Genomic DNA, 20,834 nt, shown 5'->3' with positions numbered 1-20,834 from the left:
CCCCATCTGCACGTTTCTGCACGTTTCGTCAAATAGGCGATTGGGAGGGGCGCTCAGCCCGTTTTGAACACGACGAGCAGATCCTTGGCGTCGATCGGGTCACCGGCCTTGACGTGGACGGCCTCCACCGTGCCGTCGCTTTCGGCATGGAGTGCGGTTTCCATCTTCATCGCCTCGATGGAAAGGAGGACGTCGCCCGCCTTGACGCTCGCACCCGGCTGGACGGCGAGCGTCGAGACGACGCCGGGCATCGGGGCCGCGACATGGGCCGGATTGCCGGGCTCGGCCTTCGGGCGCGCCGCCCCCGCCCCCGCCTGACGGTTGCGGTCGGGCACCTTGATGCGGCGCGGCTGGCCGTTGAGCTCGAAGAACACGGTCTTCTTGCCCTTCTCGTCCGTGTCTGCCGTCCCAAGGCAGCGCACGACGAGCGTCTTGCCGGGCTCGAGATCGACCAGGATCTCCTCCTCCGTACCGATGCCGTAGAAGTAGTTCGGCGTCGGCAGCGTCGAAACGGGGCCGTAAAGGTCGGCGGCCTGCGCGAAGTCGGCAAAGACCTTGGGGTACATGAGATACGAGGCGAATTCGGCATCCGACACGGGGCGCCCGACCTTGGCCTCGGCCGCCGCGCGCTCGGCATCGAGATCCGCATCCGGGATCAGTGACCCCGGGCGAACGGTGATCGGCGCCTCGCCCTTCAGCGCCTTGCGCTGCAAGCCTTCCGGCCATCCGCCCGGCGGCTGGCCGAGATCGCCGCGCAGCATCGAGACCACCGAGTCCGGAAAGGCGATGTCGCGCGCGGGGCTTTCCACGTCGGCGACGCTGAGGTCCTGCGCCACCATCATCAGCGCCATGTCGCCGACGACCTTGGAGGACGGGGTCACCTTGACGATGTCGCCGAACATCCGGTTGGCGGCGGCATAGGTGCGCGCCACCTCGTGCCAGCGCGTTTCGAGCCCGAGCGAGCGCGCCTGCTCCTTGAGGTTGGTGAACTGGCCGCCGGGCATCTCGTGGAGATAGACCTCGGAAGCCGGCCCCTTGAGATCGCTTTCGAAGGCAGCGTACTGCGTGCGCACCGCCTCCCAGTAGAACGAGATCTGGCGAATGGCGTCCCCGTCGAGGCCGGGATCGCGATCCGAACCCTTCAGCGCCTCGTTGATCGAGCCGAGGCAGGCCTGCGAGGTGTTGCCGGAGAAGGCGTCCATGGCGGCGTCCACGGCGTCGACCCCGGCGTCCACGGCGGCGAGGATCGTGGCGGCCGCGATGCCGGACGTGTCGTGCGTGTGGAAGTGGATGGGAATGCCCACCTCGTCCTTCAGCGCCTTCACGAGAACGCGTGCGGCCGCCGGCTTCAGAAGGCCCGCCATGTCCTTGACGCCCAGGATATGCGCGCCCGTGCGCTCCATCTCCTTGGCGAGTTGGACATAGTATTTCAGGTCGTACTTGGCGCGGGCGGGATCGAAGATGTCGCCGGTGTAGCAGATCGCACCTTCGCACAGTTTGCCCGAGTCGAGCACCGCGTCGATCGAGACGCGCATGTTCTCCACCCAGTTCAGGCAGTCGAAGACGCGGAAGAGATCGACCCCGCCCCGGGCCGCTTGCCCGACGAAGCGCTTCACCACATTGTCGGGATAGTTGGTGTAGCCGACACCGTTGGAGCCGCGCAGCAGCATCTGGAGAAGGATATTGGGGGCCTTCTCGCGGATCGCGCTCAGGCGCTCCCACGGGTCCTCCGTCAGGAAGCGCATGGCGACGTCGAAGGTCGCCCCGCCCCAGCATTCGAGACTGAGAAGCTCCGGCAGCGCGCGGGCGTAGGCGTCCGCGATCCCCGCGATGTCGTGGGTGCGCACGCGCGTCGCCAGGAGAGACTGGTGCCCATCACGCATCGTCGTGTCGGTGATCAGGACCTGGGGCTGGGCCAGCATCCAGTCGGCAAAGCCCTTCGCGCCCAGCTCCTCGAGCTTCTGGCGGGAGCCGGGGCGGATGTCTTGCGCGAACTGCGGGGCAACGGGCCGGCGCGCGTCCGCCGGCGGGCGAGGCCGCGCCCGCGTTTCGGGATGGCCGTTCACGGTGACGTCGGCGAGATAGGTGAGGAGCTTCGTCGCCCGGTCGCGCCGCTTCACCTGCGCGAAGAGCTCGGGCGTCGTGTCGATGAAGCGGGTCGTGTAGGAATTGTCCCGGAAGCTGGGATGCGTGATGATCGCTTCCAGGAACGTCAGGTTGGTGGCGACGCCGCGAATGCGGAACTCGCGCAGCGCCCGGTGCATCCGGGCGATCGCCTCTTCGGGCGAGGGTGCCCAAGCCGTCACCTTTTCCAGAAGCGGGTCGTAGAAGCGCGTGATGATCGCGCCCGAATAGGCCGTGCCGCCGTCCAGGCGAATTCCGAAGCCCGTCGCCCCGCGATAGGCGGTGATGCGCCCGTAGTCGGGAATGAAGTTTTGCTCGGGGTCTTCGGTCGTGATGCGGCACTGGAGAGCGTGGCCGTTGAGGCGGATGTCCTCCTGCCGCGGCACGCCCGATTCCGGCGTTCCGATCGCATGGCCGTCGAGGATGTGGATCTGAGCCTTGACGATGTCGATGCCCGTCACCTCCTCGGTGACGGTGTGCTCGACCTGGATGCGCGGGTTCACCTCGATGAAGTAGAAGGCATTCGTCTGCGCATCCATCAGGAACTCGACGGTGCCCGCGCCGACATATCCGGTCGTCCGGCAGATCGCCTTGGCGTATCCCGCCACCTCGCGCCGCTGCTCGTCCGAAAGGTAAGGCGCGGGCGCGCGCTCCACGACCTTCTGGTTGCGGCGCTGGATCGAGCAGTCGCGCTCGAAGAGATCGACGACGTTGCCTTGCGTGTCGCCAAGGATCTGGACCTCGACGTGGCGCGCCCGTTCGACGAGCTTTTCGAGATAGACCTCGTCCTTGCCGAAAGCGGCCTTGGCCTCGCGCTTTCCTTCCAGAACCTCGCGCTCGAGATCCTTCTCCTCACGGATGGCGCGCATCCCCCGCCCGCCCCCGCCCCAGGAGGCCTTGAGCATGACGGGATAGCCGATGGCCGCCGCCAGACGCTTCACCTCGGCCATGTCCTCGGGCAGCGGATCGGTGGCGGGCACCACCGGCACGCCGACCTCGACCGCAATGTTGCGGGCCGCTACCTTGTTGCCGAGGCGGCGCATCGTATCGGGCCGCGGGCCGATGAAGGTGATACCGGCCTGCGCACACGCATCGGCGAATTCCGGGCTTTCCGACAGGAGACCGTAGCCGGGATGAATGGCGTCCGCACCCGACAGCTTGGCGACCCGGATCACCTCCTCGATCGACAGGTAGCTTTCGATCGGGCCGAGATCGCGGGGCAGGTGCGCACCGCGCCCGACCTGGTAGCTTTCGTCCGCCTTGAAGCGGTGCAGCGCGTACTTGTCCTCCTCCGCCCAGATCGCCACCGTGCGAAGGCCGAGCTCGTTGGCCGCGCGAAACACCCGGATCGCGATCTCCGACCGATTGGCGACGAGAATCTTGGCTATGGCCACCTTTGCACTCCCCCGAGTCACACGCCGAACGCGCGGGGGAAGAGGTAATGCCAATGACGGTTCGAGTGCAATGCAGCAAGCGACCGGTGTGACAGGTTCTCGACAGGTGGCGGCCCGACCGGATCGTCAGCGGAAGCGCCAGCTCCGTTCCAGGACTTCGATCCGATATCCATCGGGATCGGACACGAAGAAGAAGCGAGCCTTGCCGCCGCCAGATGCCGACAGTTCGCGGATCGGCTGCGGCCCGAGGCCGGCAGCCTCGAAGCGCCGATGCTCGGCTTCGAGATCGACGACGCCGACGGCGAGATGACCGTAGCCGTCGCCAAGGTCGTAAGGCGCGGTGCGTTCCTTGTTGACCGTCAGTTCGAGTTCGAAGCCGGTTTCGCCGTTCGACAGGTAGAGCAATGTGAACCCGTCGAAGTCGAGCCGGTCCGCGACCTCGAGGTCGAACGCCGTCCGGTAGAAGGCGAGCGAACGCGACTCGTCGAGGACGCGGATCATCGAATGGATAAGCTTGGCCATGGGTATCGGATGTCTCCTTCGGAAAGCCGAAGGGCCCGATTATGGCATTTCGTTCCCACGAAGAAGGCCCGCCGGGCGATACGCTCGGCGGGCCTTCGGGTATGGCGAATATGGGGACGAGGATCAGGCCCGCAGGAGGCGCGTGCGCCAAGTGCGGCTGGCGGGGCGCGTCGCCTGGCTGTTGCCGCCGAGCGTCGCCAGACCGCAGAAGCCGACGAGCGCCATGCCGCCGACCGCGACCGGATCGGGGAACTCGCCGAAGAACAGGGCACCGATCACGGCCGCCCACACGATCTGGCTGTACTGGGTGGGCGCGATACGGCTCGCCGGGGTGATGCGCGCCGCCATGACGATGGCGATATGGCCGACGCCGAGGCACGCGCCGCCGAAGACGAGAAGCGGAAGATCGGCGAGCGTCGGCACTTTGAAGCTGGGAACCATCAGGACGCCGTTCACCACCACACCGGCCGTCAGGACGGCGCCGACCAGCGTCAGACGCTTCTCGGTCGGCCCGAGCGTGCGCAGAAGGATCACCGTCAGGGCACCGACCATGGCGCAGACGAGAGCCGCCAGATGGCCAAGCGTCAGGGCGTTGAAGCCCGGGCGCACCACGAGAAGAACGCCGGCCAGCCCTCCCAGCAGAGAGGCCCAGCGTCCCAGTCCCACCACTTCCTTCAGGAACAGGGCCGAAAGCACCGCGACGAAGAGCGGCAGGAGGAAGATGAGCGAGTAGGCCTCCGCCAGCGGCAGGTGGATGAAGGCATAGGTGGCGGTAATGCCGCCGACCGTGCCCGTGCCCATGCGCGCCAGCACCAGCCACGGACGCTTCGGACGCACGATCTGGCGCCAGCTATCTTCCGGCCGCTTGGACAGGAGCGCGGGAACCAGCGCGAACAGGGAAACGAAGAAGCCGATCTCGAAGATCGGCAGGGTCAGGCCCAACGCCTTGCCGGCGGCGTCGGAGCAGGAATAGGCGAAGTACGCCAGGAAGGCGAACAGGATACCGGTTTGCATCGCGGAGCGGCTTCGAAATCTCGAGATATGGGAACGAGCCGGTGCGCGATCTGGCGATCGTTTGCCCGATAAGGGCGCGTATTCGGAAGGAGGGCGGTCGGCACGCGCAACATCGCGCAAGGGGGTTGATAAAACCTTTAAGCCACCCTTCGCAACGGCGCCAAACCGCTGATTCCGATCATCTTCTCTTACCACGCGGCACGGCGCGTGATCGCCTTTCTCTGCCGTGATTCATTGCGGCAAAACGATGGAAACGGCGTGTTCTCGAAAAGAAACCGGCACCGTGGCCGAACACTCATTCGACCGGCAGCATCCGTCTCTCGCGGTCCGACACGAAGCAAAAATCGAGAAGCTTCTGGAGCGCGGCGGCATGCCGGAAGTCCGGCTGTCCGTTCCGGCCGGTCGCCAGGGCAGCGGCAAAGCGATGCTCGTTGCGCGGGGTCGCCGGGCATTCCACTTTGACCCAGGTCTGCGTTTCGATGTCCCGCCCGAGACATGCTTCGAGGCGCGAGTCCGCATGGTTCGCCCAGATGCGCAGGGCGCCCGTTTCGCCGTAGATCGCGAGGTTCAGGTCGTTGAGCTTGCCGGTGGCGTAGCGACTCATGCCGATCGTGCCGAGGGCGCCGTTGCCCATCTCGACTGTGATCACCACGCTGTCGTTGACGTCGAGAACATAGGGCCCGATCACGTCGCCCTCGACTTTGGGAAAGGTCTTCATCCGCGCCTGGAGGGCAGCGACGTCCAGTCCCATTCCGAAACAGACGAAATCGAGGATGTGGATGCCGATGTCGCCGAGAACACCCTTGGAGCCGTGGCCTGACGACAGGCGCCAGAGCCAGCGCTCGTCGGTGCGCCAGTCGCCCCAGTGGCGGGCGGTGAGCCAGCTTTGCAGATAGCTCGCCTCGAAGTGCCGGATTTCGCCGATCCGCCCTTCTTCCACCATGCGCCGCGCCATCTGGACGGCATGCGCGTTGCGATAGGTGAGGTTGACCATGTTGACGAGCCCGGCGCGCTCCGCCGCCTCCGTCATCTCCAAAGCGTCGGCGTGGCTCAGCGCCAGCGGCTTCTCGCAGAACACCGGCTTTCCCGCTGCGATCAGTTGCAGCGTCGTCGCCCTGTGCGCGCCGTCCGGCGTCGAGTTCACCGCCGCGTCGAACGCCCCCCAGGCGATCGCCGCTTCCAGCGAGCCGAAAGCTTGGGGGATCGCGTGCCGCTCGGCGAAGGCTTTCGCCCGTGCCTCATTCGTATCGACGGCCGCCGCCAGCCGGCAGCCCGGTATGGCGGCGAAGTGCTCGGCATGGCGATGGGCGATGGAGCCGGTCCCGAGGATCAGGATCCGCCGGTCGGCGCTCATCGATAGCCGGCCTCGCCGGCTTGGTGCAGCGACAGGCCCTTCCGCTCGATCGGCTCGCGCGCGGCCTCGACCGGAACGTTGGGCGCGTTCGCGACGTCCTTCCAAGGTCTGGCGGGGTTGTAGGCCCAGCGCACCGCATTGCGCAGGACGGTCTGGATCTGCCGGTCGTGGTAGATCGGATAGGTCTCGTGCCCCGGCTCGAAATAGAACACGTTGCCCGCCCCGCGCCGATACGTCAGGCCGGAGCGGAACACCTCGCCCCCTTCGAACCAGGACACGAACACCGTCTCCAGCGGCTCCGGGACGAGGAAGGGCTCACCGTACATCTCCGAGTTCGGCAGTTCGATCGCGCGATCGATCCCGTGCGCGATCGGATGGGACGGATTGATCACCCAGAGCCGCTCGCGCTCGCCCGCCTCGCGCCAGCGAAGCGAGCAAGGCGTGCCCATCAGGCGCTTGAAGATCTTCGAGAAATGGCCGGAATGGAGAACCAGAAGCCCCATTCCTTCGTGAACGCGCTGCGCGACGCGCTCCACCACCTCGTCGGACACGCGACCGTGCGCCTTGTGTCCCCACCAGACGAGGACGTCGGTCTCGTCCAACCGCGCCTGGGCAAGCCCATGCTCGGGCTCTTCCAGCGTCGCGGTCGTCGCCTCGATCCCCTCCCCAGCATTCAGCGCGCCCGCGATCGTGCGGTGGATGCCGTCGGGGTAGATCCCCCGAACGGCCTCGTTCTCGTGTTCATGCAGAAACTCGTTCCAGACCACGGTTCGGATCGGCACGGGCAGTCCCCTTCGGCTTCTATTCCGCAACCAGTAGCGCGACCGGCAGGTCCGCGAGGATATCGGCAAGCCTCAGCGAGCCCGCGCCCGCCACCGGCTTGAGGTTCAGGATGTCCTCGAACCGGGCACCCGACATCTGCGAGGGCAGCTTGATCGCCGTATCGCCCCATGCGGACGCCTCGGGCATCGGAACGCTCGCCTCACGGCCGAGGAGAGCCAGCGACAGGCGCGGTGCGACGACGACGGCAAAGCGCCCCTCGTCGTCGGCGCGCGCGAAGGCGACCACATGATCGCTCTTCTCGCCCGTCACCTCCAACGGAACGTAGCGCCCGGTGGTGAAGAGCGCCGGCGCCTGGATGCGGGCCTTGAGCGCGGCCGCCGTGAGCTTCGCCTTCACCCGCCCGTCGCGCCAGTGCGGCAAGGCTTCGGCGACGCCGTGCCCGTCCGTCATCGCGTCCGCGCGCGCCTTGAAGTCGATGGCGCGCCGGTTGTCCGGGTCGACGAGGCTGAGATCGTAGAACTCGGTGCCCTGGTAGATGTCGGGCACACCCGGCGCCGTCAGCTTGATCAGCGTCTGCGAAAGCGAAGTCAGCGCGCCGGCAACGACGAAGGGCTGAACCTCGCGCCAGAACCCTTCCAGGAACTCGCCGCTTTCCGCCTTCGACAGCGCCGCCTCGACGAAGCCCTTCAGCGCGCTCTCGTAGTCCTCGGCGGGCGCGGTCCAGGTCGTGTAGCGCTTGGCCTCGCGCGCGGCCTTTTCCACGAAGGCGACGAGGCGCTTCGACACGTTCTCGCGCACCTCCGAGTCCGACGGGTCGAGATCGGCCGGAAGCACGCCGAGGAGCGCCTGGTAGAAGCCCCATTCGGACGCGGGATCGGGGGACACGAGATCCTCGCCGACCGGCTGGCGCCAAGGTTGGAGCGTGGCGGAGGCCTTGGCGACGATCTCGTTCCAGGTCTCAGGCGCTTCCGAGAGGGCGTAGATGCGCGCGCGCGCGTCCTCGCCGCGCTTGGTGTCGTGGGTGGACGAGGCCATCAGGCCTTCGGGCTGGTCCTCCGAGCGGATCGCCATCGCCTCGTGGAAGGCGGCGACGTCGGCACCGTAGTGATCCGGCTCGCCGCCGACCTCGTTCAGCGCGATCAGGCGGTTGTAGCGATAGAAGGTCGTGTCCTCGACGGCCTTCGCCATCACCGCGCCCGTCGTCTGCTGGAAGCGACGGGTGAAGTTGAGCGCGCCCGTCACGTCGCGCCCGTCCTCGAAGTCGAGCTTCAGGAGGCGGCCGACGAAGGCGACGGGGCGGTCGGCCTCGACCTCGCGGCGCGACTGCGCCAAGGTCACCGCATCGTCGATCACCTTCACATCGTCGTCCGGAACGCCGTCGACGCTCGCATAGGTACGGTAGACCGGAAGCGCCGCCGCGACCTCGACGATCGAGCGCGTCATCGCATCGCGCCCGAAGTCGCGCGTGTCGAGATCGCGCGCGGCGACGCTCAGCGCCTCGTCGGTGAGGAAGGCGAGTTCGCCCGCGAGATTGTGGGTGAAGATCAGCCGCTTCTGCTCGACGATCATCTGGCGAAGGTCCTCCGCCTCGCCGAGGAACGCCTCGTAGGCGTCCGTCATCGCATCTTCCTTCGACGCGTCGACATAAAGGCCGGCCACCGCCGAGATGAACTCGTAACCCGTGGTGCCCTCGATGTTCCAGGATCGGCGGAGCCGCTCCGGCCCGGTCAGGATCTTCTCGACATGGATCGTGACGTCGCGCCCGATCGCCTCGAAGGCCTGATGGAGGTCGGCGAGGTAGTTCTTCGGGTCGGCGACGCCGTCCACATGGTCGATGCGGATGCCGTCGAGCCGGCGCTCGCGGGCGAGGCGCAGGATGGTGCGGTGCGACTCGCGGAAGACGCGGCGCATTTCCTGGCGCACGCCGATGAGGTCGGCGATCTCGAAGAAACGGCGATAGGACAGCTTCTCTCGCGCCAGACGCCACCAGGCGAGGCGCCAGGTCTGCGCCTCGTGCAGGGCGTGCAGCGCTTGCCTATCGGCGTTGATCGCCTCGACGCCGGCCTTGAGCGCGGCGAGGAAGCTCGCGTCCGCGACATGCTCTGCGAAGCGCTCGTTCAGCTCCTCGCCGTCCGCCGGAACGGCGGCGGAAAAGCGACGCACCATGCGCTCGCGCTCGCCATGCTCCACGAAGGCGAAGACGTGGCTGAGCGTTCGCGGATCGATCGGCAGTTCGTAACCGCCCGCCGAAAAGCGCAGCTCGCGGCGCGCCTCGTTGTAGACGACGGTGAGATCGCCCTCTTTCAGCGCCTCACCGTAGGGCTTGCCGAGCGTCGGCACGAGGATCTTCTCGGCTTCCCAGGAAATATCGAAGGTCTGGGCGAAGTGGCTGTCGCGCCCCCAGCGCAGGACATCCTCCCACCAGGCATTCTCGGGTGACACGCCCATGTGGTTGGGCACGAAGTCGAGCATCAGCCCGAGATCGGCCGCCATCAGCGCGTCGCTCAAGCCGTTGAAGCCTTTGTCGCCGCCGAGGTCCTCCTCGAAATGGTTGTAGTCCACGACGTCGTAGCCGTGGGTGGAGCCCGGCGAGGCCGAGAAGATCGGCGAGGCGTAGAGATGGCTGACCCCCAGCGTCTTCATATAGGGGATCAGGTCCCGGGCCTCCCCGAACCCGGTGCCCTCCCGGAACTGAAGGCGATAGGTGGCGACGAGCGGACGGCTCATGCGATCTCCGGTCTCTCAAGGCGCATGGCGCGCGCCATCGTCTGGAAGCGCTCGTCGGCTCCGAGATCCTCGAGGAGGATGTCGGAGCGGATGCGCCAATTGGGATATTCGTCCATCGTGCCGGGCAGGTTCGGCTGCTTTTGGGAGAGGATCATGTCCTCCATCTGAACGGCGAAGAGCATGGAGCGCGTGCGCGCGCCGAAGCGGTGGACGGCGAGCGCCAGCTCCTCGTCGAGCGCGGATGGGAGGTCGGCCTTGCCCTCGGCTGCCGAAACGAGTTCGGGTGGCAACAGGTTCTCGTGGCGCAGGGCGGCCAGAAGCGTCTGCCGGTCGCGCTCGCGCTCCTTGAGGTCGCGCTCCGTCGCCGCCTCGTCCTGGCGCCCGGTCTCGGCGCGAAGGCGGATGTCGGCGCCCTGCCACCAGCCGGCGAGCGTCGCCAGATCGTGGGTCGAGATGCAGGCGAGAGAACGCTCGGGATACTCGCCCGTCGCCTTGAACAGCCCGTCCTTCCAACGCTCGAAGTAGAGCACCTTGTAGGACAGGATGTTGGAATCCAGCATCGTATCGCGGAATCCCTCGGGCACGGTGCCCAGATCCTCGCCGATCACGAGACAGGACGTGTCCTGCGACACCCGGGCGACCGCGTCCACCATCTCGCCCAGCGGATAGCGGACATAGCCGCCGTCCTTCGACGAGACGCCCTCCGGGATCCACCACAGGCGGGCGAGCCCCATCGCGTGATCGATGCGGATCGCGCCCGCATGCTCCATCAGCCCGTCATAGGCGGCCGAAAGCGGGGCATAGTGCCGCTCGGCCAGCGCGCGCGGCGACAGGGGCGCCAGACCCCAGTCCTGCCCCGCCGAGTTGAACATGTCGGGCGGCGAGCCGACGCGCGCGTCGCGCACCGTCAGTTCGGGGTCGGCCCAGGTTTCCGCGCCGTCCGGCGAAACGCCGACGGCGAAATCGAGGTAGAGGCCGATCGCCATGCCGGCCGCCTTGGCGCGAGCTTGCGCGGCGCCCAGCTGCCGGTCGCATTCGAACTGCAACCATTCGTGAAAGCGAACGTCGTCCGCGTGGGCCGCCTCGAAAGCGCGCACCGTTTCGCCGCCGCGCGCGTGGAACGCGTCCGGCCAGTTGTGCCAGCCGGCGCTGCCGCCTTCGGCGCGCATGCGGTGCGAGATCGCCTCGAACAGCGCGAAGTCGCGCAGCGCGTCGCCGCCCTTTTCCAGAAAGGCTCGGAAATCGCCGTCGCCGTCCAGCGTCGCGCGCAACGTATCGAAGACGGCGCGCAGGAGACGCCCCTTCAGCGCACCGACCGCGCCGTAATCCACGAGTTCGCCGTCCAGCCCCTCGAAGACATCCGCCTCCCCTCGTGCCGCATCGACGACCTCAAGCCCGCCCGGTAGCGCGTCGATCGCCAGATAGAACGGGTTGAGGAAGCGACGCGTCGAGGGCGAATACGGGCTGTAGCGGCCGGGATCGGCCAGAAACAGCGCGTGCAGCGGATTGACGCCGACGAAGCTCGCGCCTTCCACCGACGCGATCTCGGCCAGCCGCGCCAGATCCTCGAAGTCGCCGATGCCGAGATTGCGGTGCGAGCGCAGCGAATAAAGCTGGCAGGTCACACCCCACGCGCGGCGCCCGCGAAGGTGCTCGGGCACCGCGCAGGCCAGGCTCGGGCGATGCTCGGCATGCTCGAACTCGCCGTGCTCGCCCCCTTCGGGATCGACCTTCAACACCTTGAGGAGGCCGGACTTCGCCGCGTCGTCGATCCGCTTCGGCTCGCCGAGTTCCGACACGTATCGCGTCTGGATTCCGTGGCTTTCCGCCAGGGTTTCGAGCCGCTCACTCGTCATCGGCCGGCTCCACGAACAGCGGGGCGTCGGACAAGGCGAAGATCGTCGTCATGGCGGGAAGCGAGCCTTCGCGCAGGCGATCGGGCGCCGACTTGTGGTTGGAATAGACGATGTCGGCGGCGTCCACCGCGTCCGTCAGAAGGCCGTCCTCGATCTCCCAGGTCTCGTCGGAGAGGTTGGCGAAGAGGTGGTAGAACTGGCCCGGCTGAAGCTCCCAGGAAACGACGAACGAGCGCTCGTCGACCAGCGCCGAGCCGCAGTCGCCCTGCGCGCCGTCCAAAAGCGGCATCAGGATGTCGCGCCGGATCTGAAGGAGCTTCGTCGTCACCTGCAGGCGCCGACGCTGCACGGGATGCACGAGCTGGTTCCAGTCGAGGCGCGAGATCTCGAAGGTGCGCTCGTGGTTCGGGTCGGGGAAGACCTCGGCCGCTTCCTCGTCCTCGAAGGCGGCGAACTTGCGGAACTCCTTCTTGCGCCCCTTGGACACCGCGCTCGCCAGCTCGCCGTCGAAGTCGGTGAAGAAGCAGAACGAGTTGCAGTCGCCGAACTCGTCGCCCTGGAACATCAGCGGGATCTGCGGCGACAGGAGAAGGATCGCCTGGAGGCAGTCGTAGATGCGGGCCGAGGCGAGCGAGCGCAGCCGGTCGCCGAAGGCGCGGTTGCCGACCTGATCGTGGTTCTGAATGAAGTTCACGAAGGCGGTCGGCGGCAGATGGGCCGACGAGGTGCCGACCTTCTTGCCGCGATGCTGCGAATCGTCCCCCTGGAACACGAAGCCGGTGGCGAGCGCGGTGGCCATCTGCTCCGCGCTCTTCGGGTCGTAGTCCCGGTAGTAGGCTTCCTGCTCGTGGGTCGCCATGGCGTGGGCTGTGTGATGGAAGTCGTCGTTCCACTCGCCCGACACATGCCCGATCGAGCCGTCCGCCTCGCGCTCGATATGCCAGGTGATGTTGCGGTCGTCCTCCGTGGTGATGTGGACGTGGCGATCGCCGAGCACCTCGCGAACGCGCGCCGACAGCTCCTTCACGAGCGGCACGTCGGTCGTGTCCTTGATGGAATCGATTGCGTCGAGCCGAAGCCCGTCGATGCGGTATTCGGTCAGCCAGTAGAGCGCGTTCTCGATCATGAAGTCGCGCACCGGCTTCTCGTCATAGGCGATGGCGGCGCCCCAGGGGGTCATGATCTCCTGGTGGAAGAACTCCGGGATATAGGCGGGGATGTAGTTCCCGTCCGGTCCGAAGTGGTTGTAGACGACGTCGAGGAACACCATCAGGCCGCGCTCGTGCGCGGCATCCACCAGACGCTTCAAGCCCTCCGGCCCGCCGTAGACGTCGTGCGGGCAGTACAGGAGCACGCCGTCGTAGCCCCAACCGCGCTGGCCGCCGAACTGGGCGATCGGCAGGAGCTCGATCGCGGTGATGCCGGCTTCCTTCAGGTAGTCGAGCTTGCCGATCACGGCGTCGAACGTTCCTTCGGGGGTGAACGTGCCGACATGCAGCTCGTAGAAGATGCATTCGTGCCAGGGGCGGCCCTTCCAGTCGGCCGAGCGCCACTTGTATTCGTTCGGATCCACCACGCGCGACAGCCAGTGGACGTCGCCCGACTGGGCGCGGGAGGCGGGATCGGCGACGATCCGCCCGCCGTCGATGCGATAGCCGTAGCTGTAGCCGGGCTTCACGTCCGGGGTGACGATCTCCCACCAACCGTCCTCGGTGCGCCGAAGCGCCTCGAACCCGTCCGGCTGGTGCCGGTCGGTGTGGGCGATGCCGAGCTCGACGCTCTGGGCGCTCGGCGCCCAGAGGCGGAACCTCGTGCCGTCGGGTGCGTAACGCGTCCCCCAGCTGAGATCGAAGGAAAACGTGTTGCCGGCGCTCATCCGCATTCCGCCCTTTTCATACGATGGTCTTGGAGTTCGAGCGGGATGCCCGTTGCGACCCGCCGAGACGGCGAGCCTTGACGGCCCGATCCTCGCCGGCACCCTTAACTGGAGCGCCGGCGGGGTCCGGCAGGAGCGGACCCCGGTTTAATTTGCTGCGGCGCCCTCGGCGGGTTGTGCCATGGCGCCGCACCCGCCCTTTTCAGGCGGCAGTCTGCTGCACGACCTCGGCCGAGGCAGGGGCGGGGCGCGCGGCGGTCCCGACGCGCCCGTGGACGAGATCGTGGATGAAACCGAGCTTGCCGATCACGGTCGGCGACAGCACGAAGGGATAGAGGTCCTGCAGGCCCATCGCCCGGTTCATCGAGTTCAGCGCCTGGCTGATCGCGAGCCATCCGTCGGCGATCTCCTCGATCGTCGTCGCGTCGTCATAGACCTTGAAGTCGAGGTCGGTGGTCAGGATGCCGTCGCGGTCGAGACGCGGATGGATCGTCATCCCGTAGGAGCCGCCGACCTCCAGCGTGTCGATGATGTGGAGATAGTGCGCCCAGGTTTCGGCGAAGTCCTCCCAAGGGTGGGCGCCGGCATAGGCGGACACGAATTCCTCCTGCCAGTCGGGCTTGGGACCGTTGGCATAGTGCGCCTGGAGCGCCTGCCCGTAATCCTGGCTGTCGTCGCCGAACACGGCGCGGCAGGCTTCGAGCGCGCCGCCGTCGCGCACCAGGATATCCCAGTACCAGTGGCCGACCTCGTGGCGGAAATGGCCGAGAAGCGTGCGGTAGGGCTCGCCCATGGCGGAGCGGCGCTTTTCGCGCTCCAGGTCGTCGGCCTCCGCCAGCGCCACGGTGATGACGCCGAGATCGTGGCCCGTCATCACCTTTTCGGTGCTCGCGGGATCGTCCGCCAGGAACTTGAAGCCGAGGCCTTCCTGATGTTCGTCGCGCGTGTAGAGCGGCAGTTGGAGGCGAAGCAGCGTATAGAACAGCTGATGCTTGGCCGCTTCCATCTTGCCCCAGAGAATCTGATTGTTCGGATCCGACAGGTCCGGCACCATCATGTTGTGCCGGTCGGCGAGACACAGGATGTCGGTGCCGTCCGCCGGCACCAGCCAGTTGCAGACGCCGTACTGGTAGTTGTCGCAATAGCGCCAATGCGCGCCGTCGCTGCCGCGCCCGACCGAGACGAAACCGTCCTCGGCCTGCTCCAGCGCCAGGATGCGGTTGGCGCGCGGCTCGTAGCCGAGCGCATGTCCGCAGCGCTCGCAGCGAACGTTGCCGAAGAACACGACCTGGTCGCAGGACGGGCAGGAAAAGAGCTTCATCGGATTCCTCGTGGCGTGACCGCCTCGGGGCGGAGTTGGCGCCGTAACTCGGTCGCGCACGAAGGGTTCCGCCGCAGCGCGGAGAGGAATTCTCGCTCTCCCGCAATGCAGCGGTTTATGATGCCCGTCTTCGTCGATAAGGTGCCCCCGAGCGATCCTCGAACCAACGTCCGGGACCCGATGCCGATCCTTGCCGCCCTCCGCCACCTGACCCACTACCGCTACGACCGGCCGGTGACGCTGGGGCCCCAGACCATCCGCCTGCGCCCCGCCCCGCATTCGCGCACCCGCACGCCGAGCTATTCGCTCAACATCTCGCCCGCCGAGCACTTCATCAACTGGCAGCAGGACCCGTTCGGCAACTGGCTCGCCCGTGTCGTGTTTCCCGAGAAGGCGCGCGAGTTCCGCATCGAGGTCGATCTCCTCGCCGACATGACGGTCTACAATCCGTTCGACTTCTTCGTGGAGGACGGGGCCGAGACCTTTCCCTTCCCCTACGGCGAAGACCTGTCGGCCGACCTCAAGCCCTATCTCCAGGCCGAGCCCGCCGGCCCGCACCTCCAGTCCTTCCTTGAAGGGGTGGATCGCTCGCCCGCGCGCACGATCGATTTTCTGGTCGCCCTGAACCGGCGCGTCCAGGAGGCGGTGGACTACACGATCCGCATGGAGCCCGGCGTCCAGACGCCGGAGGAGACGCTGGAAAAGGCCTCCGGCTCGTGCCGGGATTCGTCCTGGCTTCTGGTGCAGGCGGCGCGCCATCTCGGCCTCGCCGCGCGCTTCGTGTCCGGCTACCTCATTCAGCTCAAGCCCGACCTCGTCGCGCTCGACGGCCCGACCGGCACGGCGGTGGATTTCTGCGACCTTCACGCCTGGGTCGAAATCTACGTTCCGGGCGCCGGCTGGATCGGCTTCGACCCGACCTCGGGACTGATGACCGGCGAAAGCCACGTGCCGCTCGCCGCCACCCCGCATTTCCGCTCCGCCGCGCCGATTGCGGGCGGCGTCGATCCCGCCGAGGTCGAGTTCGACTTCGCGATGGAGGTGACGCGCATTTCCGAGGCGCCGCGCGTGTCCAAGCCGTTTTCGGAGGAAAGCTGGCAGGCGCTCGACGTTTTGGGCCAAGCGGTGGACGCCGACCTTGAGGCTATGGACGTTCGCCTGACCATGGGCGGCGAGCCGACCTTCGTGTCGATCGACGATTTCGAGGCGGGCGAATGGAACGCCGACGCCACCGGCCCCGCCAAGGCGGGCCTTGCCGACGATCTCCTGCGCCGGCTCCAGGTGCGCTTCGCCCCCGGCGGCTTCCTGCATCACGGGCAGGGCAAGTGGTATCCCGGCGAAACCCTGCCGCGATGGACCTATTCGATCTACTGGCGGCGCGACGGGCAGCCGATCTGGCGCAATCCGGCGCTGGTCGCGCGCGGCGACAATGCCCGCGCGGATGTCGAAGGGGCCGATGCCCTGATCCGGGACGTCGCCGAGCGGCTCGGGGTCGATCCGGAGAACGCCCTGCCCGCCTTCGAGGACCCGTCCTACTGGCTCGTCCGCGAGGCCCGGCTTCCCGAGAACGTGACGCCGGAGAATTCGGAGCTCGACGACGCCGAAGAACGCTCGCGCCTCGCCGCCGTGTTCGATCGGGGTCTCGGCCGGCCGGTCGGCGCCGTGCTGCCCGTCCAGGCCTGGCAGGCGCGTGCCCCTCGCTGGACGTCGGAGCGATGGACGACGCGGCGTGGGCATCTGTTCCTGACCCCCGGCGACAGCGCGCTCGGCTATCGCCTCCCGCTCGCCTCGCTCCATCATCTGCCCCCTCAGCGCTATCCCTACACGCACTCCGCCGATCCCATGCAGGACTTCGGGCCGCTCGCCCCGCCCGAAGCGCTCGGCCAGGTGCAGGGGCGGATCGACCAAGCCGATCCCCCCTCCTGGAGTCCGCCGGAAGCGGGACCGGACGAGGAGATCGGGGGCGCGGTGCGCACCGCGCTCGCCGTCGAGCCGCGCGGCGGCATCCTCCACGTCTTCATGCCGCCGCTGGAAACGGCCGACGCCTATCTCGACCTTCTGGCCGCGGTGGAGCGGAGCGCGGAGGCCTTGGATCTTCCCGTGCGGATCGAGGGCTATGCGCCGCCCTTCGACCCGCGCCTCGACGTCGTGCGCGTCGCGCCCGATCCCGGCGTCATCGAGGTCAACGTTCATCCCGCCCGCTCCTGGCGCGAGGCGGTCGGGATCACGACGGCGGTCTACGAGGAAGCCCGCCAGTCGCGGCTCGGCACCGACAAGTTCATGGTGGACGGGCGCCATGCCGGCACCGGCGGGGGCAATCATGTCGTCGTCGGCGGCGCGACACCCGCCGACTCGCCCTTCCTACGCCGGCCCGACCTTCTGAAGTCGCTCCTTCTCCACTGGCAGCGCCATCCGTCGCTGTCCTACCTGTTTTCCGGCCTCTTCATCGGCCCGACCAGCCAGGCGCCGCGCATCGACGAGGCGCGGCATGACCAGCTCTACGAGCTGGAGATCGCGATGGCGCAGGTGCCCGCCGCGAGCGAGGGCGCCGCGCCCCCGCCCTGGCTGGTGGACCGCCTGTTCCGAAACCTTCTCGTCGACGTCACCGGCAACACGCACCGGTCCGAGATCTGCATCGACAAGCTCTACTCGCCGGACGGACCGACGGGGCGGCTCGGCCTCGTCGAGTTTCGCGGCTTCGAGATGCCGCCGGACGCGCGCATGAGCCTCGCCCAGCAGCTCCTGATCCGCGCCCTGATCGCCACCTTCTGGCAGCGCCCCCTGTCGGGCCGCTTCGCGCGCTGGGGCACGCAGCTCCACGACCGTTTCATGCTGCCCGAATTCGTCTGGGCGGACTTCCTCGCCGTCCTCGCCGAGTTGGGCCAAGCCGGATACCCGGTGCGACCGGAATGGTTCGAGGCGCAGTGGGAGTTCCGCTTCCCCTTCTGCGGGCGGATCGAACGGGGGGGCGTCTCGCTCGAACTGCGGCAGGCTCTCGAACCCTGGCACGTGATGGGCGAAACCGGGGCGATCGGCGGCACCGTGCGCTTCGTGGATTCCTCCGTCGAGCGGCTGCAGGTCAAGCTGGAAGGCTTCGACCCGTCCCGCCATCTCGTCACCTGCAACGGGCGCACCGTCCCCTTGAGCGCGGGGAACAGCGTCGGCACGGCGGTCGGCGGCGTGCGCTTCAAGGCATGGCAGCCGGCGTCCGGCCTCCATCCGACGATCCCCGTCCACGCGCCGCTCACCTTCGATCTCTTCGATCGCTGGTCGGGTCGCTCGCTCGGCGGCTGCACCTACCACGTCGCCCATCCCGGCGGGCGCAACTACGACACGTTCCCCGTCAACGCCTACGAGGCGGAAGCGCGCCGGCTGGCCCGCTTCGAGGATATCGGCCACACGCCGGGCGCGTTTAAGCCCACGCCCGAACGGGCGGACCCGAACTTTCCGATGACCCTCGATCTCCGCCGGCCCGCCACCCTTGCGCTCTGACCAAGCTCAGGCCCAGTCGCAGGGCGCCCTGTTCGCCGAGGACATCCTGGCCGGATACCGGCCCGGCGGCTTCGACGAGATGATGACCGCGCGGGGCGAAGTCCGCCCCGCGTATCGGCCGGTGGTAGAGGCGCTGCGGGCGCTCGATCGGGGAAAGCGCGACGAGCGCTTCCGCGCGGCCGAGCAGTATCTCCGCGAAGCCGGTGTCTTCTATCGCGCGGGTCAGGACGGGGGCGAGCGCCTCTGGCCCCTCGCCTTTCCGCCCTTCGTGATCGACGGGAGCGAATGGGCACGGCTGGAGCGCGGCCTCGTGCAGCGCGCCGCCTATCTCGAACGGCTACTCACCGATCTCTACGGCGAGCGGCGGCTCCTGCGCGACGGCACCCTGCCCGGACGCATCCTCGGCCACAATCCCGAGTTCCTGCGCCCGCTCGCCGCGCAAGGGCTTTCCGGCCGTCCGCTGATCCGCTTCATCGCGGTCGATCTCGCCCGCGCGCCGGACGGCTCCTGGCGGGTTCTCGGCGACCGAACGCAGGCGCCGTCGGGCGCCGGCTTCGCCCTGGAAAACCGCGTCGCGACCTCGCGCGCCTTTCCCGACCTGTCGGGGGATCTCCACGTGCGCCGGCTGGCCGGCTTCTTCTCGCGCTTTCGCGACACGCTGGACGAGCTGAACGGGGCGGAGGGCGCGCGCGTCGGCCTCCTCACCCCCGGCCCGTTCAACGAGACCTATTTCGAGCATGCCTATCTCGCCCGCTATCTCGGCTTCCACCTTCTGGAAGGCGGCGATCTCGTCGTGCAGGGCAACGAAGCCAAGCTTCGCACGGTGGACGGGCTTCGGCCTGTCAGCGTCCTGTGGCGGCGCCTCGACGCCGACTATGCCGACCCGCTGGAGCTTTTCTCCCGCTCGCGCATCGGCACGCCCGGCCTTCTTCGGGCCGTGCGCGCCGGCAAGCTCGAACTCGTCAACGCGCTCGGCTCCGGCATTTTGGAAACACCGGCGCTCGCCGCCTTCGAGGACGCCATTTCGCGCGCCCTGACCGGCGAGGCGCTGGAGCTTCGTTCGGTGGAAACGCTCTGGTGCGGCGAGCCGAAGGCGTTCGATCTCGCGCGCTGCGGGGTCGAAGGCTGGACACTCGCGCACGCCTACCCCCCGCGAACGGCCACGCCGCCGGGGCCGCTGCGCCCGCCGCGCGGCTCCGGCGAAGCGCAGGACCTCGTCCTGCGTCGCGCCTTCCCGTTGTCCACGGTGCCCGTGCAGAACGGCGAGCGCATGGAAGCGCGCCCCGTCACACTGCGCGTCTTTCTGGCGCGCGGTCGGGATGGGTGGGAGGTCATGCCCGGCGGCTTCGCGCGCGCCTCCCACGGCGCGGGTGACGGCCTGCCCGCGATCTCCGGAGGCGGACGCTCGCTGGACGTCTGGATCCCGGGGGAGCGGGTGGAGACACCGCTGACGCTTCTCGGCGTCCCCGGCGCCTTCCGTCGCCGCCTACCGGGTTCGCTGCCGGCCCGCGCGGCCGACAACCTGTTCTGGCTCGGCCGCTACGCCGAACGCCTCGAAGTCGCCGCGCGCCTTTGGCGGGCCGATCTGGAGCGCGAGGGGGATGCCGATCGCCGCGCGGTGGACGAGGCGCGCCGTGCCCTCCTGTCGCGCGCCGGCGTCAAGGCCGATGCTCCGGTGAAGGGCCTTCTCGATCTGGCACGGAGCGCCTTCGACATCGCCTCGCGCATCCGCGACCGCTTCTCGCCCGACGCATGGCGGGTGCTCGGCGAGATCGTGGAACTCCTGCAGGAAGCCGCCGCCGAGCCCACTGCCAGCGACCATGCCACGGTGGCGCCGCGCGTCCTGACGCGCCTGTCGGGCTTTGCGGGCCTCGTGCAGGAGAACATGTACCAGTTCGCCGGCTGGCGCTTCCTCGAACTCGGTCGGCGCATCGAGCGCGGCGCGGCGACGGCGGGCGCGCTTGGCGACTTCCTGGCCGCCGGTGGCGAAGGGGTGCTGGAAGCGCTCTTGGAATTCACCGACAGTCGGATGACCTATCGCCGGCGCTTCTCGGTCGAACTCCAGGCCGAGACGGTACTCGACCTGTGCGTGCTCGACCCGCTCAACCCGCGCTCCGTCGCCTTCCAGGCATCGTCGATGCGCGGCGTCATCGCCGCCCTGCCGGGCAACCTCAGCGGCGAAAGCCTCGACGAGGCCTCGCGCCGCGCCGCCCGGCTTCTGGTCCGCCTCCAGACGGCGAACCCCGGCGAGGTCGATTGCGCATTCCTGTGGCGGGCGGCGGGGGACATCCGCGATATCTCCGACCACATCTCGACGCGCTACTTCACGGTCGCCCCGCAAGGGTCGATCGAGCGCTTCGGCGGGGAGTAA

Annotated in this window: 11 protein-coding genes; 2 read left to right on the top strand and 9 right to left on the bottom strand. The window is 68.0% G+C overall.

What is annotated here, in order from left to right; all coding sequences use genetic code 11:
* Nucleotides 1-53 precede the first annotated feature (53 nt).
* The 9 genes from pyc to H7A85_RS15780 all read right to left on the bottom strand — a co-directional run bounded on the left by pyc (nucleotide 54) and on the right by H7A85_RS15780 (nucleotide 14,971).
* Nucleotides 54-3,518: a pyruvate carboxylase gene (gene pyc / locus H7A85_RS15820; RefSeq protein WP_182086921.1), complete on the bottom strand. Its 3,465-nt coding sequence runs from the start codon at nucleotides 3,516-3,518 to the stop codon at nucleotides 54-56.
* A gap of 126 nt (nucleotides 3,519-3,644) precedes the next feature.
* Nucleotides 3,645-4,040 carry a VOC family protein gene (locus H7A85_RS15815; RefSeq protein ID WP_182086920.1) on the bottom strand — a complete coding sequence of 132 codons (396 nt, stop codon included), beginning with the start codon at nucleotides 4,038-4,040 and terminating at the stop codon, nucleotides 3,645-3,647.
* A 123-nt stretch (nucleotides 4,041-4,163) separates the two neighbouring features.
* Complete coding sequence (locus H7A85_RS15810; RefSeq protein ID WP_182086919.1) at nucleotides 4,164-5,054, bottom strand: DMT family transporter; 891 nt, start codon at nucleotides 5,052-5,054, stop codon at nucleotides 4,164-4,166.
* A 295-nt stretch (nucleotides 5,055-5,349) separates the two neighbouring features.
* Nucleotides 5,350-6,408: a Gfo/Idh/MocA family oxidoreductase gene (locus H7A85_RS15805; RefSeq protein WP_182086918.1), complete on the bottom strand. Its 1,059-nt coding sequence runs from the start codon at nucleotides 6,406-6,408 to the stop codon at nucleotides 5,350-5,352.
* Entirely contained in the window at nucleotides 6,405-7,190 is a 786-nt protein-coding gene (locus H7A85_RS15800) for a ThuA domain-containing protein (protein WP_182086917.1), read from the bottom strand. The genes H7A85_RS15805 and H7A85_RS15800 overlap by 4 nt, the downstream gene beginning before the upstream one ends.
* A 19-nt stretch (nucleotides 7,191-7,209) precedes the next feature.
* Nucleotides 7,210-9,918, bottom strand: coding sequence for a malto-oligosyltrehalose synthase (gene treY, locus H7A85_RS15795; protein WP_182086916.1), 2,709 nt, complete (start codon nucleotides 9,916-9,918; stop codon nucleotides 7,210-7,212).
* A complete protein-coding gene (malQ, locus tag H7A85_RS15790; RefSeq protein WP_182086915.1) occupies nucleotides 9,915-11,774 on the bottom strand; it encodes a 4-alpha-glucanotransferase in 1,860 nt (619 codons plus the stop codon). The genes treY and malQ overlap by 4 nt, the downstream gene beginning before the upstream one ends.
* Nucleotides 11,764-13,656, bottom strand: coding sequence for a malto-oligosyltrehalose trehalohydrolase (gene treZ, locus H7A85_RS15785; protein WP_244631232.1), 1,893 nt, complete (start codon nucleotides 13,654-13,656; stop codon nucleotides 11,764-11,766). Before treZ ends, malQ begins: the two co-directional genes overlap by 11 nt.
* Before the next feature lie 196 nt (nucleotides 13,657-13,852).
* Nucleotides 13,853-14,971, bottom strand: coding sequence for a putative zinc-binding peptidase (locus H7A85_RS15780; protein WP_182086914.1), 1,119 nt, complete (start codon nucleotides 14,969-14,971; stop codon nucleotides 13,853-13,855).
* 180 nt (nucleotides 14,972-15,151) lie between these two features.
* On the opposite strand from H7A85_RS15780, the gene H7A85_RS15775 reads away from it, so the two are divergent.
* Both H7A85_RS15775 and H7A85_RS15770 read left to right on the top strand, forming a co-directional pair.
* The gene (locus tag H7A85_RS15775) at nucleotides 15,152-18,463 is read left to right on the top strand and encodes a transglutaminase family protein (RefSeq protein WP_182086913.1); all 3,312 of its coding nucleotides are present in this window, start codon (nucleotides 15,152-15,154) and stop codon (nucleotides 18,461-18,463) included.
* A complete protein-coding gene (locus H7A85_RS15770; RefSeq protein ID WP_244631231.1) occupies nucleotides 18,453-20,834 on the top strand; it encodes a circularly permuted type 2 ATP-grasp protein in 2,382 nt (793 codons plus the stop codon). Before H7A85_RS15775 ends, H7A85_RS15770 begins: the two co-directional genes overlap by 11 nt.

Origin of the sequence: Aureimonas sp. ME7, assembly GCF_903970965.1 — a bacterium.
In the GTDB taxonomy this organism is placed as follows: Bacteria; Pseudomonadota; Alphaproteobacteria; order Rhizobiales; family Rhizobiaceae; genus Aureimonas.
This window is presented reverse-complemented; position numbering and strand designations above follow the sequence as displayed.

Excerpts from the sequence above, each read along its gene's own strand:
- H7A85_RS15815 (WP_182086920.1), bottom strand. The coding sequence starts at position 4,040 with ATGGCCAAGCTTATCCATTCGATGATCCGCGTCCTCGACGAGTCGCGT.
- H7A85_RS15810 (WP_182086919.1), bottom strand. The coding sequence starts at position 5,054 with ATGCAAACCGGTATCCTGTTCGCCTTCCTGGCGTACTTCGCCTATTCC.
- H7A85_RS15805 (WP_182086918.1), bottom strand. The coding sequence starts at position 6,408 with ATGAGCGCCGACCGGCGGATCCTGATCCTCGGGACCGGCTCCATCGCC.
- treY (WP_182086916.1), bottom strand. The coding sequence starts at position 9,918 with ATGAGCCGTCCGCTCGTCGCCACCTATCGCCTTCAGTTCCGGGAGGGC.
- malQ (WP_182086915.1), bottom strand. The coding sequence starts at position 11,774 with ATGACGAGTGAGCGGCTCGAAACCCTGGCGGAAAGCCACGGAATCCAG.
- treZ (WP_244631232.1), bottom strand. The coding sequence starts at position 13,656 with ATGCGGATGAGCGCCGGCAACACGTTTTCCTTCGATCTCAGCTGGGGG.
- H7A85_RS15780 (WP_182086914.1), bottom strand. The coding sequence starts at position 14,971 with ATGAAGCTCTTTTCCTGCCCGTCCTGCGACCAGGTCGTGTTCTTCGGC.
- H7A85_RS15775 (WP_182086913.1), top strand. The coding sequence starts at position 15,152 with ATGCCGATCCTTGCCGCCCTCCGCCACCTGACCCACTACCGCTACGAC.